A 12,629-nucleotide genomic window follows, 5' to 3' on the forward strand; every position below is an offset into this window, starting at 1 on the left:
AATTGGTGCGCGAGAGAGGACTTGAACCTCCACCCCTTGCGGGACCAGATCCTAAGTCTGGCGCGTCTGCCATTTCGCCACTCGCGCGACGCGAAGGGTAAGCTAAGGGATTCAGGCGGTCCCATCAAGTACTGGTCGTTGGGAGCGTCGCGGGTGGTTTCGTTGAAGCTGGAGCAAAAAGAGCTGCGTGGGATTGCCCGAGCGGAGGATGCTCCCGACTAATCGGCACCACTTGTTCTCCCCTGGAGCGGGTGTGGGAGAAGTCTCCCTTCAGGCCCAAAAGAAGCTGCTGCGACTGGCTTTCAGCCCATTCGCGCTCCGAAGACGAATCACTCACGAGATCCATAAAGGATAGGTCTCGTTCTTCGTCCTGTCTTTCTCATCCAGGCCTTTGCAAATCTTGACCATGTTCAACTGGCGTCTTGAGGATGAGTCTACTTCAACTGCTGCAAAAATGACAGGAGGTCGCGGATTTCCTCGCGGGTGAGGGCGGCGAGCAGACCTTCGGGCATCACGCTTACGGTGCCGCGGCGGACGTGTGAGATTTGGATCGAATCCAGCCGCGTTTCGCGTCCGCTCGCGTCGCGTAGGATGAACAAGGTGTCCGGACCGCGAACTCTCATGCCGGACAATGATTCACCTGATTTCAACTCCACATGATAGGGTTCGTAGCCCTGGGCGAAGCTTAAACTGGGAAGCAGCAGCGATTCCAAGAGATCGCGACCGGCTCGGATGGCCCCAACTTTGGTGAGGTCCGGTCCGGAAATGCCCCCTTGATTCCCCACACGATGGCAGGTCGCGCAGATCGCCTTGCCGAGGAACAGTCCCTGTCCGCGGTTTGGATCGCCGCCCGTCAGCAAGGGAAGGAGTTCGCTGAGGAGTCCGGACAGGTGTTCGGTGCGGCGTTCGAGTTGCCGATGCAGGGAAGCGATGCGCTGTGGTTCGCCGAGGCGCAGTCGCATCCATTCCAAATCGAGGGCTTCGATGTGTCCACCGTTTTGCGTCCAGGATTCAACAAAATCCAGGAATGGGCCGCTCCATTCCGGAGGCGTTGTTTTTACAGCTGAGGCCGCGTTTTGATCGGCTCGTCGCGCCGCGGTTATGATCAACGAGGGGGGGAGAGAGGCATCTCGGCGGGCGAGTTCCAAAAATCGCGCGAAGGACGTGGAGGGCAACTCAGTCTGGCTCAACAGTTCTGCGGATTCCAGTCGAGTGGAAACGGGCTCAGAGGGCCCCAATCGTTCGAAGAGGAATTCAAGGACTTCTTCAGGCCAGCGCCGATGGCGTAGGATGACAGCGGACAAGGCCTGGGCTCGTATCTCGGGAGATTCCGCCGCAGTTCGAACCAGGCCGATGAGTTCCTGATCGAGGTCAGCTCCTTGCAGAGCGCGTGCAGATGCCACGGCTTGTCTTCGGACTTGGACCGAGGGAGAAGCGAGATTCTGCCGGAGGGCCGAACGCCAGGCCAAGGGCAGTTGGGTCGCGGGAAGGAGTGTTATGCTACGCAGCAGCGTGTGACGACCGGAAAGTCCCGTGCCGGATTGCGTTCCGAGCCTTTCCGCGACCCACTCCACGACCCGAGGCGAGGATGCGAAAGCGGCTGGGAACTCGTTGAGGAGTTCCAACTCGTGAGGGGTGAGTGTGGCGGCACTCGTGATGGAGGTGAGATAAGGCAATGCCAGTTCGACCCATTCCGGGTGCTTGAGCAATGCGTCTCGTGCGGCGTGTCGCAGGGCAGGATCCGAAGCCGAGAGTTTGCGGACGGCCGAACGACCGTCGAGGGCGAGGAACGGTGGTTGATCGAGAAGCACCAGAGCGGCGCGTTGCACCCCGAACGATGGATGATCGAGAAGCTTCTCGAGTTCGCTGCGTGTCGAGTGCCGGTGGAGGAAATGAATGAGGGCGTGTTCGATGAATCGCTCGCGGCATGACGACAACGCTTCGATCACACGCGGCGTCAACTCCGGGCCACCGCACCAGACAAGTGCCTCCGCCGCCGCCAGACGGGTGGAAGGTTCAGGATCGCTCAGCAGTCGAACCAGCGCCGGCGCGGCGGCAGGCAAGCGCTGGCGTCCAAGCGCGCGCGCGGCCAACACGACTTGGACGGGATCCGGGCTCTCCAAGGCTCGCACGATGGACTCGTGAGCGCCGGGGATCCGCGAGAGTGCCCACGTCGCTTTCTCCCGCACTGCGGGGGGATGGTTGGACTCCAAGCCTTGGGTCAGGACGGATACCGCGGGCGAGCCAAGCCGCGACAATGCTAACGCCGCCCGTTCACTCACCCCTTCTCGCGGGTCGCGCAGCCGTTCGGCCAGGGCCTCGACGGAGGGCGATTTCCAGTCCAAGCGCAGTCCCCGAGGGTCGGAGGGGGCGGAACCAGCGACGGGCCGGAGCCGATAGAGGCCGCCCTCGGCGGGCGCCTGACGGATGCGTCCGGTGGGGCAATGGTGAATGTACCAACTGCCTGTATCCACGACGATCAGGGATCCGTCGGCGTCCTCGAGGACATCCGACGGATGAAAGTCCGGATCCTCTGTCGCCAGAAAATCCATGTCCTCGCTGCGAAAGGTATCGAGCTCGCGGACGAGCCGATGCTGGACCACTTTCCTCGTGTTGTGCTGGGCCGAATAGAACTGATTGCGGGAAGGTCCGGCGAGCATGGGATTGCGTCCGCGCGTGAAACCGCTCAGGGCCACGGCGGGATACGAGGCGATGGCGGGCAAGAAAGGGCCGCTGATGAGCATGGGAGTTCCCTTTTGCGTGGCGGCGAGCGGGTACAACCCGCCTTCGACGAGGTGGACGAGTGCGTCGCGGACGCCGGCGGCGGGGAGGGTAAACCAATTGTCGGTTCCGATGATTTCGCCCGAGGGCATGAAATCGATTTCGATCAGATTCTCGAAACCGCGGCAGACTACCTCGACGTCGCTGCCGTCGAGCCGGCAGCGAATGAGCGCGCCGGTTTTTCCTTCGATCACGGTTCCATCGGGTTTCTTGAACCGGTAACCGTCGGGTTGTCCCATGGTCATGTAGAGCCAGCCGTCAGGTCCGACGATCAGGCCGTGCAGGCTGCCGTTGTCCTGATGACCGAAGTCACCGAGGATAGGCGTGCGGCGGTCGGCCCGTCCATCGCCGTCGGTGTCTTCCAACGAGACGACGAGGGGAGGATCGGCCACGAACAATTTCCCCTCGTGCCAGGCGAGTCCCATGGGGAACACGAGCTGATCGGCGAAGTTGGAAGCCGATTCGAATCGTCCATCGCCATCGCGATCTTCGAGCGCGCGGATGCGGCACTTTCGAGTCAGCTTTTGCAGCTCCGCGTAGAGGTCGAGACCGGACGACTCGGCGACGAAGAGGCGTCCGCGTTCATCGAAACACGCGAACATTGGAAAGCGAACGTCCGGTGGAGCGGCCGCCGTCGTCACCGTCCAGCCGGGCGCGGTGGTGAACGAGGCAGCGGAAAGAGTTTGCCGCGGTTCGAAAGGCGCCGCGAGGAGCCACGCAAGGCAAAAGGCCTCGAAGCGAGCCGCGATCATGGTGGACACGCTCCGAGGGGGGCGTGACGGGGTACACGCCCCAGCTTCCAAGGCGTATCCGCGTCGTAGTTCCAGTAGTTGCAGGTGATTTCTTCCCCGGCGGCGATCGGGCGCAACGCCACGGTGGTGACCGCGGACGAGGCTTCACCGGACGGACCGCCTCCGTGGAGGGTGCGGTCAGGCGGGTGGGGCAATCCCGTGTTGGGATGCTCGGAGTGATTGATGAAGCAGGCGTGATCGCCGCTGAGAACGACGTGGAGATCTCCACGACGAACGAAGCAGAAATGGCGGGTGTGACTGAGGGCGGGTTCGGGCAGTGCCGCCCAAGCTTCAGGCGAGAAGGCCTGGTCGAACCCCGGCAGAAACCGCCAAATGGGCGTGCCTTGGGCAATGCTTGCGAGCGCGAACAGTCCGTTGCCATGGATGCCGCTGGGGGCGACGCGCGCGGGAACCAGGATCATGGTGGCCTTTCAACCTAAACGGAGCAGTTGCCCTTGCCGAATCTGCTCAAGCCTTTGCGCACCTTCGACACGCTCAACTGTTCCGTTTAGGTTCAATGCGACCCGCCTTTGATCCAGCGGATCATTTCGATCACGCGCGGCGGCTGGCCTGTCCGAAGGATGCCGATACGAAAGACTTTCGAGGAAAGCCAGATGGAAGCTCCGGCGGAAACCAGCATGAGAATGACCGTGCCGACCTGGTCGACGAGGGGCGGGTCGGCGGTGGCTCGATTCATCATGGTGAAAGGCGTGTAGCAAGGGATCCACGAAAGAACGCGCGCGATGGGGCCGTTGGGATCCTTGGGAATGAACGTCAGGGTGAAGAGCGGAACCATCATGACCACCGTGATGACCCCCATGAAATTCTGCGCTTCCTTGATGGTGTTGCAGACGCTGCCCAGGGCGAGGATGACGCCGGCGTAGAGGACGTAGCCGCATAGAAAATAGAAGGCGAACCAGGGCAACAGATTCGATGTCTTGAGCACTTCGAGCAGTTGCTGGGCGAATTCGAGCTGCGGGCCGGCCTTCCAGAGGAGCACGCCGACCAGGGCTAGAATCCAACTGCCGATCATGGTCAGGCCGATGCCGGCGATGCCCATGAGTTTCCCGAGCATTAATTCGCCGGGCGTGACCGAGGACAACAGCACTTCGATGATGCGGTTCGATTTCTCCTCGATGGTGTTGTTGAGCAGCATCTGGGCGATGCTGAAAATGGCCACCCAGAGCAGATAGACGAAGCCGCTGGGCGCGAATTGCCGGATGTAATCGGCCATGCTGACGCCTTCCTTGCCCTCTTCTTTCTTGGGATTGAGGTTCGAGAACGGGGCATGGGTGCGTTCGACCTGCCGGATCGTCTGAACGTCGATCTGTTTGGCGGTGTATTCGCGGCGGCGCACTTCGGCGTTGATGCCGCGCTCGATTTCGTTGCGCAAGGCCAGATCGGCCAGGTTGCCGCTCCAGTACTCGACCCCGCGCTCCTTGCTCATGAGGTGGGCCATTTGGCCGGGCCGGACGATTCGCTTGGCCACATCTTTCGGGATCAGCACGGCGGCGTAGAGGTCCACCGACTTGCCGTCCACGGTGATTTTGCGCTCGCCGCGCAAGTAGGGTCGAAGCCCGCGGGCGATGTTGGTCAAGCTGTCGCCGGCGGAGACACCGTCGGGCAGAGGGACCTTGCCAAATCGTTGTTTGGGGACCTCGAAGGGCGGAGCGTTGGTTTTCAGATACGGCCGCACCTGCTTCAAGAACGCCTCCTGTCCGCCCTGTTGGGAGAACCGGTCCAATGCCTGCGGATTGGTCTCGGCGAAGGCGTCGAGGAATTCCTCGATGGCGCCTCCCCCGGGCGCGGGCACAGACTCGAGATCGACCCCTTTCCCGGACTTCATTTGGGCGCGGGAATTCTTGGTGGCGTAATCGGTGAGCGACCTCAGCAATTGCCACTGCTGGTGCCGGTCAACCGCTGTGTCCACGACGCCCTCGAATTCGCCCGATTGATCGACGAGGACGAAATAGCGCGTGGGAGAGCCCTTCTTTTCGAGCAGGATCGGCACTTGAATGGAAAGGAACAGAATCGCGGGAAACAAGAGCAGTCCGATCCAAAACCCCTTGGTCTTGGCGTTCTCCACGTACTCGCGGACCGCGATGAGCCAGGCGTAGCGCATGAGTGGAAGGGAAAGGGATTCAGCGGAAGGCGGCTTCCCGGGCTTCGGGGCCGACGAGATTCATGAACACCTCGTGCAGAGTGGGATCGTTTTGTTCGAATGAGCGCAGGCGGATGCCGGAACGGAAAGCCGCTTGGAGGATTTCTTGCGCGTCGAATCCCTCCCGCACTTGCAATTCCCATCGCCGCTCTCCTCCCGGGGCGGGTTCGTCGAGCGCGTTCGCGCGGGTTACCCCATGGAGGGTTTCCAAGGGGTGAATCGAGTCGGCCGTGGCCAGGCGCACCCGTCGTGGCTGGGTGCGGCGGGCGGCCTCGATGGTTCCGTCGAAAATCTTCTTCCCACGGGCGATGAGCAGGATCTTGCGGCACAGCCGTTCCGCGTGCTGCATGACGTGCGTGGAGAAGAGGACTGTGCGTCCTCGCTGGGCCAGGTCGTGGATGATTTCCTCCATGACCTGCTGGTTCACGGGGTCAAGGCCTGAGAATGGCTCATCGAGAATGACGAATTCCGGATCATGCACGACCGAGGCCAGGACCTGCACTTTTTGTCCCATGCCTTTGGAAAGCGCCTCCGTTTTTTGCTCCGCAAAATCTTTCAGTCCGTAACGTTCCAACAACGCGTGCGCCTTTTCCTTTGCCGCGCGCCTCGGCATTCCCTTCAGCGTGCCGAAATAAGCGATCACCGACCAGGCCTTCATCTTTTTGTAGAGGCCCTTTTCTTCGGGCAAATAGCCGATGCGATGACGCACCTCGAGGGCCGAGGAAGCGCCGAGCAATTGGACGGTTCCTTCGGTGGGGCGGATGATGTCGAGAATCATCCGGAGCGTGGTGGTTTTGCCCGCGCCGTTTGGACCGAGGAATCCATAGACCTCGCCCGCTTCGAGTTGGAAACTCACGTCGTCCACCGCGCGAAAGTCACCGTACAGTTTGGTGACGTTCCGCAGTTCCAGGACGGGGGAACTCACGCGCCCGCCTCCACCGCGGCCACGCAACGAGGGCAGAGCGCCGGGTGCCGCGGGTCGCGGCCCACTTCAAGTTCGCGATGCCAGCAACGCTCGCATTTTTGGCCGGGAGCAGGGGCTACTCCGACTTCGAGCCCTGGAGCGGCGGACGGTTCCAGGCGAAGTTGGGAGACGTTCAGCAATTCGCGCATAGACTGCTCCATCCGGACCGCTTGCGCAACCCTCGCGTCGCCGCCGCGCAGGACCACCTCGGCCTCAAGGGCCTTGCCGATGGTTTTCGCCTGGCGCGCCTTCTCCAGTTCGGGCAGGACCGCCTCTCGCAGCGACAGCAACGAAGCCCATTGGGATTGCTCCTCCTCGGCGCGGGCCAACGCGGCGTGAACCCAGTCGGATTCGTGAACAGAAGTGCCGGCGCGGCCCGGCAGATTTTCCCAAGCTTCGTCGGCGGTGTAGGCGAGGATGGGCGCCAGCATTTGGCAGAGGCCCGCGGCGAGACGATGCAATGCGGTTTGAGTGGACCGGCGGCGCGGGCTCCCGGCGGGATCGGTGTAGAGCCGGTCTTTGACAAGATCGTGGTAAATGGCGGAGAGCTCCACGGCGGCAAACTGCGCGATGGCCTGATAAACCTCGTGAAATGCGGAGGCGTCGTAGGCTTCGACCACGCGCGCGTCCAATCGCGAGAATTCACCGAGGATCCAGCGATCGAGCGGGTCCAGGTTCGCGTCGGGCACGGTGTCGCGGGCGGGGTCGAAATCGTACAGATTCGACAGTTGGTAGCGCAGGGTATTGCGTAGATGGCGGTAGGTTTCGCCGACTTTCTGGATCCGCTCGTCACTGACGACGATGTCGTTGCGGAAATCCTGCGAGGCGACCCATAGCCGGACCACGTCCGCGCCGTATTTCTTGACGTAAGCCTCGGCCGTTTGCGGCTTTTCGTAGCCGCCCTGGCCTTGCTTGCTTTTTGAAATCTTCTCGCGGTCGGCATCCACCATGAAACCATGAGTGAGCACCGTGCGGTAGGGTGCCTGGCCGTGGCCGGCCAGCGAGAGGAGCAGGGAGGATTGAAACCAACCGCGATGTTGATCGCTGCCCTCCAGATACATCTCCGCCCGCCAGTCTCCGCCTGGGTCCGCCCGCAATTCCGGCCGCTGCTGCAGCACAGACCGGGAGGAGGAACCGGAGTCGATCCAGACATCGAGGGTGTCCTGCGATTTGGAGGCCGCTTCGGGACCGGTCCAGTTTGCGGGCCGGAGGAGGGTCCAGAGTTCCGCCGCGGATTTTTCGAACCAGACATGGGAACCCGCTTCTTCGAACAGACCGGCGGCGGCCCGCACGATGCGCGGGTCCAGGATAGGCTGGCCCGCGGAGTCGTAAAACGCGGGGATGGGTACACCCCAGGAACGCTGGCGAGAAATGCACCAGTCCGGGCGGGCTTTTACTGCGGATTCGATGCGATTGCGTCCCCAATCCGGGATCCACCGCACGCGCGAGATTTCCTCAACCGCCCGCTCCCGGAATCCTTCATGATCCACCCGGATGAACCATTGGTCCATCGCCCGGAAGATCACCGGAGTCTTGCTCCGCCAGCAGTGGGGATAAGAATGCGTGTAATCCTCTCGATGAGCGAGACGCTGACGTTCGGACAGCAGCGTGATGACCGCTTCATTCGCCTCGACTCGGCCGTTCTTCTCCAGAATGGAGCGCCCGACGAGTTCGGCGGGCATCTGTTGATCCGCCGGGAGATCGGAGGTCAGTGCGAGGCGGCCTTCATCGTCGACGGGGGAGTAGACCGGCAGGCCCTTTTGCCGGCCCAGGCCGTAATCCTCGAGACCATGGCCCGGGGCAATATGAACAAAGCCCGTTCCGGTGGTGTTTTCGACGAAAGCATCGCCGGCATACAGCGGGGAAGGCCGGTCGCAGAAGGGATGCTGGCAGACGGTGGAGGCGAGTTGGTCGCCCGTCAGGCTGCGGACGATTTCGAAATTCGACCAACCGCATTTTTTCGCCACGGAATCGAGCAGGAGCGTGGAGAGAATCAACGCCTCGCCGCCGACGCGCACCAGCGAGTATGGAAAGGTGGAGTTGAAGGCGATGGCGAGATTGGCGGGCAGGGTCCAGGGCGTGGTGGTCCAGATGAGCACGGAAGTGCCCGGCTGCCCCTGCACCGGGAATTTGACATACACGCTTTGGCTGACGTGATCGTGGTATTCGACCTCCGCCTCGGCTAGCGCGGTGCGGCACGGAATACTCCAATAGACCGGCTTTTTGCCGCGATAAACGAAGCCTTTTTCCACGATATCCGCGAACAGCCTCAGTTCGCCCGCCTCGTAGTCCCGGTCGAAGGTGAGGTAGGGATGGTCCCAGTCCCCGAGCACGCCAAGCCGTTTGAATTGGGATCGCTGGAGGTCGACGAACGTGCGTGCGTACGCCTCGCAGGCCTTGCGAATGGCCGAGGGTTCGACGGTCGTTTCGCCGGCCTTGCGCATTTCCTGGCTGACTTTGAATTCGATGGGCAAGCCGTGGCAGTCCCAACCCGGGATGTAGGGGGCCCGTTTCCCGCGCAAGGTCGCGTATTTGACGACGATATCCTTGAGTATTTTGTTGAGTGCGGTGCCGATATGGACATCGCCGTTGGCAAACGGGGGTCCATCGTGCAGCACGAAGCGGGGGGCGCCGGATCGGCGGGCCTGAATGCGCTCATAAAGGCGGCCTTGTTCCCACCGCGCCAGGCGCTCCGGTTCGCGGAGAATCAAATCCGCCTTCATCGAAAAGTCGGTGCGAGGCAGATTCAGCGAGTTCTTGTAGTCGTGCGACATGGCGGGGGACTCCTAGCAGCCGGTGGAAGCCGGATCAATCGCGATGTTCGCCCAGGAAGGGGACGAACGGCTCGGTTGCCACGACGGCAGACCCTGTTCCATCCCGGAGTTTCCAGCTCAAAGCGGTGCCGCGGGCTTTGCACTCTTTCCGCACATAGCCCAGCCCCAGCCACTCGCGATCCGCGGTTTGGACCACGCTGGTGATCCGCCCGATTTCCCTTTCTCCCGAGAGGAGCAACGCGCCACGGTGCGGAGGTGAAGCCGAGTCGCCACCGAGCCTCAATCCGCGCAACAGCCGGGCGGGTTCTCCGTAAGTGCGGATGCGGGCGATGACCTCCTGTCCGATGTAGCAACCCTTGTTGTAGGAGATGGCGCGGCTCTCCAGTCCCGCCTCCGGCGGAAGGGTCGATTCATCCATGTCGACTCCGAAGCGGGGGATTGCGGCCGTGATTCGAGCCAACTCCCAGGCTTGATGCCCAGACCAGCGAGATGGTTTTGAAATTTCAGAGGATTCGATCCGGAGTGCGGCGGCGGCGAGATGCTCCACCGGGACGTACCAATCGTAACCCGGAAGAGCCAGCCGGGGTGTGCGCGAGAGATAACAGATTCCGAACTCAGGATCTTCGTGCCAACGAATCTCGAAGTCGCGCCACGCCGCGCCTGTCACAGAAACTTCCGGCGACACAAGCGAGTTCTTTGGCGACCGTGCCGATGCGGCTGCCACTTCAGCGGCGTGAGGACCTTGAAAGCTGAGCAGGCCAAATGCCTGGGAGGCGTCGGCGATTTGCACGTCCTCCGCGATGACGAACCTTTCCAGACGTTCCGTAACTCCGGCGGCGAGTCCTGGCTCGAAATCGAGCAGAATCTCGTTGTTCAGCACGTGGAAGAAAAGGTCCGTGTGCATTTTCCCCTTGGCGTTGACCAGACAACCGTGCCCTCCCGTGCCCACCGCCTGGCCTTTGACCTGTTGGGTGATTTGCCCGTGGAGAAAGGCGGTTCGATCGGCCCCCAGGACGCACATCCGTCCTCGCGGGGAAAGATCGAATACGGCGCAGTGTTCACGAAGTGCGCGGGTCTCGACATCGGGCCGGCCGTAGTGAAGCGGGAAGGGACAGCTTCCGGCGTCATCGAACACTGCGCCGCGATCGCGGTGCCATGCTTGAAGCCGTGATGGAGGAGAAGGCGTCTTGTCGGTCATGATCAAAGCCGGCGCAGATGAAATCCACCGTCCACGTGCAGGACCTCCCCGGTGCTGTAGGGGAAGCGTCCTTCCGCAATGGCCAGGACCGCCTGACCCACGTCGGCGGGTTCTCCTTGACGAGCGATGGGAAGCAGCCCTTCGGCAATCAGCCGGTCGTATTTTTCACGAACCGGCGCGGTCATGTCGGTGGCAATGATGCCGGGACGGATTTCGAAGACGCCAATGCCATATTCGGCCAGCCGGGCCGCGAACAACGGGGTGAGCATGCTCAAGGCTGCCTTGGAAACGCAGTAATCGCCACGTTGAATCGAGGCTGCGTGGGCACTGATGGAGCCGATGGTGATGATATGGCGGCGGCTTTCGGAAGGTGCGGGGACGGTTTCAATCATCCAGCGCGCGGCCTGCTGAGTGAGAAAGTAAGGGCCTTGGACATTGACGCGGAGGAGGCGTTCGAAGCTCGCCTCGGAAGCCTCGAGCAGGTCGGCGCGCACTTCGGGCGCCACGCCCGCGTTGTTGACGAGCAGGTGAAGGCAGGTAAATCGGCGACGGGCGGTTTCGAGCAGCCGCTGGCGATCCCCGGCGATGGCGACATCCGCCTGGATGACTTCCACCGCGATGTCGTGGCCCGCCTGCCTTCCGGCCTGGAGACAATCCGACGCCGTACGTTCGGCGGCTTCGATTTGGGCACGATAATTCAGCACCAAATCAAATCCCGCTCCGGCGAGGGCCAGCGCAATGCCGCGTCCAATGCCCCGCGAGGCTCCGGTGATCAGCGCCATGCGATTCATGGCGGAATGCTGGAGTTTCGTCCGCCCACTCGAAAGCGTAAAATCGCCGGTCCATCTGCGAGCAGTGCCTCCACAGGTTGTCGGTGATGCGCGCGGCAGCGCCGTCAACGGCGGGCCCCGACCACGGGCGGATGCATCGATCTGCGAGGTGTCCGTCGGAGTGTCACTGGGCCGAAAGCCAGTCCCTGCAGCTTCGCAATCACGGACGCGATCGAGCTTGATGAGTCGCCTGGTCCTTTGGCGGTGCCGCGGCGGGTCCTCCGGACCACGTCGGCCGAGTCCTTGCTCCTCAGACCATCGTGGCAGGCATCTCGAATTTTCCGGCGATCTCGTAGATTTCCGCGCAGCGTTTGCAGGCGCCTTGTGCGGGTGACCATTGCGGGAACTGATGCCGCAAGGCGTCCAGCGTATCCGGAGCCAGGGCTGCCGCATTCGCCCACTCAAAGGTCGGAAAATGGCAGAGCGGACACGCACCGCCCGGCTGCGGCTCCTGGGCATGCCCCCGATCGCGAGGATCGGACGCAAGCCGCATGAGTTCCTCATGCTTCGGAGCGCTCTGGTTCCAGAAGTTCTTGAATACTTCCCGGCGGCGATCCTCGGGCCAAAAAGAAAAGGCACGCTCAAAGGCTGACTGGTGCGGCTCGATGCCACTCATGCCTTCATGCCCCAGGCGGGTGAGCCGTCCGTCGATGGTGATGTCCCACAGCAGGCGGTAGCGCTCGCGCACCAGGCGTTGCTGAGTTGAGTTGTAATCCGGCAGGCGCACCTGGGGCGAATACGCAAAGGCAGGATCGACCATATCGTGCAGATGCATGAATTCGTGGCGGAGCAAGCGCTGGAGTGGGCCGTCCCGCTCCATGCTTTGCAGGCGCAGGGCCACCATCGAGCGGCGGACCCCATCGCTCACATACAGTTCGGCGCCTTCCTCCCCTGGACTCCGAGCCTGCCGGAAAGCCAGGAGCGCGAGAGCGCCTGGAAGCAACGGGTACTCCGGCAATATTCCGGTAAGCCGCTCCTCCCATCCCCATTCGCGGAACCAAGTGAAATGAACTTTGAAAAAGGCGGTGTTGCGCTCGTCCGGGTCGGTTACCGCATAACATCGCTCCCGATCGGCGTGGAACCGGCGAATCTGCAACGCGGGGGTGCCGGGCCGCCGTCCGCTCGCGCAA

The 12,629-nt window shown here is 62.2% G+C and carries 7 protein-coding genes and 1 tRNA gene; all 8 read right to left on the bottom strand.

The genetic code is table 11. From position 1 onward, the window contains the following. Nucleotides 1–3: 3 nt before the first annotated feature. Nucleotides 4–87, bottom strand: a tRNA-Leu gene (locus tag FJ404_17650). A gap of 347 nt (nucleotides 88–434) precedes the next feature. Then, the gene (locus FJ404_17655; GenBank protein MBM3824680.1) at nucleotides 435–3,542 is read right to left on the bottom strand and encodes a c-type cytochrome; all 3,108 of its coding nucleotides are present in this window, start codon (nucleotides 3,540–3,542) and stop codon (nucleotides 435–437) included. Then, nucleotides 3,530–3,994, bottom strand: coding sequence for an SET domain-containing protein (locus FJ404_17660; GenBank protein MBM3824681.1), 465 nt, complete (start codon nucleotides 3,992–3,994; stop codon nucleotides 3,530–3,532). The genes FJ404_17655 and FJ404_17660 overlap by 13 nt, the downstream gene beginning before the upstream one ends. A gap of 92 nt (nucleotides 3,995–4,086) precedes the next feature. Further along, on the bottom strand, nucleotides 4,087–5,694 hold the full coding sequence (locus FJ404_17665) for an ABC transporter permease (protein ID MBM3824682.1): 1,608 nt from the start codon (nucleotides 5,692–5,694) through the stop codon (nucleotides 4,087–4,089). A gap of 19 nt (nucleotides 5,695–5,713) precedes the next feature. After that, the gene (locus FJ404_17670; GenBank protein MBM3824683.1) at nucleotides 5,714–6,658 is read right to left on the bottom strand and encodes an ATP-binding cassette domain-containing protein; all 945 of its coding nucleotides are present in this window, start codon (nucleotides 6,656–6,658) and stop codon (nucleotides 5,714–5,716) included. Beyond that, nucleotides 6,655–9,471: an isoleucine--tRNA ligase gene (ileS, locus tag FJ404_17675; protein ID MBM3824684.1), complete on the bottom strand. Its 2,817-nt coding sequence runs from the start codon at nucleotides 9,469–9,471 to the stop codon at nucleotides 6,655–6,657. Before ileS ends, FJ404_17670 begins: the two co-directional genes overlap by 4 nt. A gap of 34 nt (nucleotides 9,472–9,505) precedes the next feature. After that, on the bottom strand, nucleotides 9,506–10,669 hold the full coding sequence (locus FJ404_17680; GenBank protein MBM3824685.1) for a hypothetical protein: 1,164 nt from the start codon (nucleotides 10,667–10,669) through the stop codon (nucleotides 9,506–9,508). Between the two features lie 2 nt (nucleotides 10,670–10,671). Beyond that, on the bottom strand, nucleotides 10,672–11,460 hold the full coding sequence (locus FJ404_17685; protein ID MBM3824686.1) for a 3-ketoacyl-ACP reductase: 789 nt from the start codon (nucleotides 11,458–11,460) through the stop codon (nucleotides 10,672–10,674). Nucleotides 11,461–12,629: the final 1,169 nt, after the last annotated feature.

The sequence above is a fragment of the Verrucomicrobiota bacterium genome, from assembly GCA_016871495.1.
Taxonomy (GTDB): Bacteria; Verrucomicrobiota; Verrucomicrobiia; order Limisphaerales; family VHDF01; genus VHDF01.

What these genes read in the sequence shown, in the direction of transcription:
- FJ404_17660 (MBM3824681.1), bottom strand. Translation starts at nt 3,994, where the DNA reads ATGATCCTGGTTCCCGCGCGCGTCGCCCCCAGCGGCATCCATGGCAAC.
- FJ404_17665 (MBM3824682.1), bottom strand. Translation starts at nt 5,694, where the DNA reads ATGCGCTACGCCTGGCTCATCGCGGTCCGCGAGTACGTGGAGAACGCC.
- ileS (MBM3824684.1), bottom strand. Translation starts at nt 9,471, where the DNA reads ATGTCGCACGACTACAAGAACTCGCTGAATCTGCCTCGCACCGACTTT.
- FJ404_17680 (MBM3824685.1), bottom strand. Translation starts at nt 10,669, where the DNA reads ATGACCGACAAGACGCCTTCTCCTCCATCACGGCTTCAAGCATGGCAC.
- FJ404_17685 (MBM3824686.1), bottom strand. Translation starts at nt 11,460, where the DNA reads ATGAATCGCATGGCGCTGATCACCGGAGCCTCGCGGGGCATTGGACGC.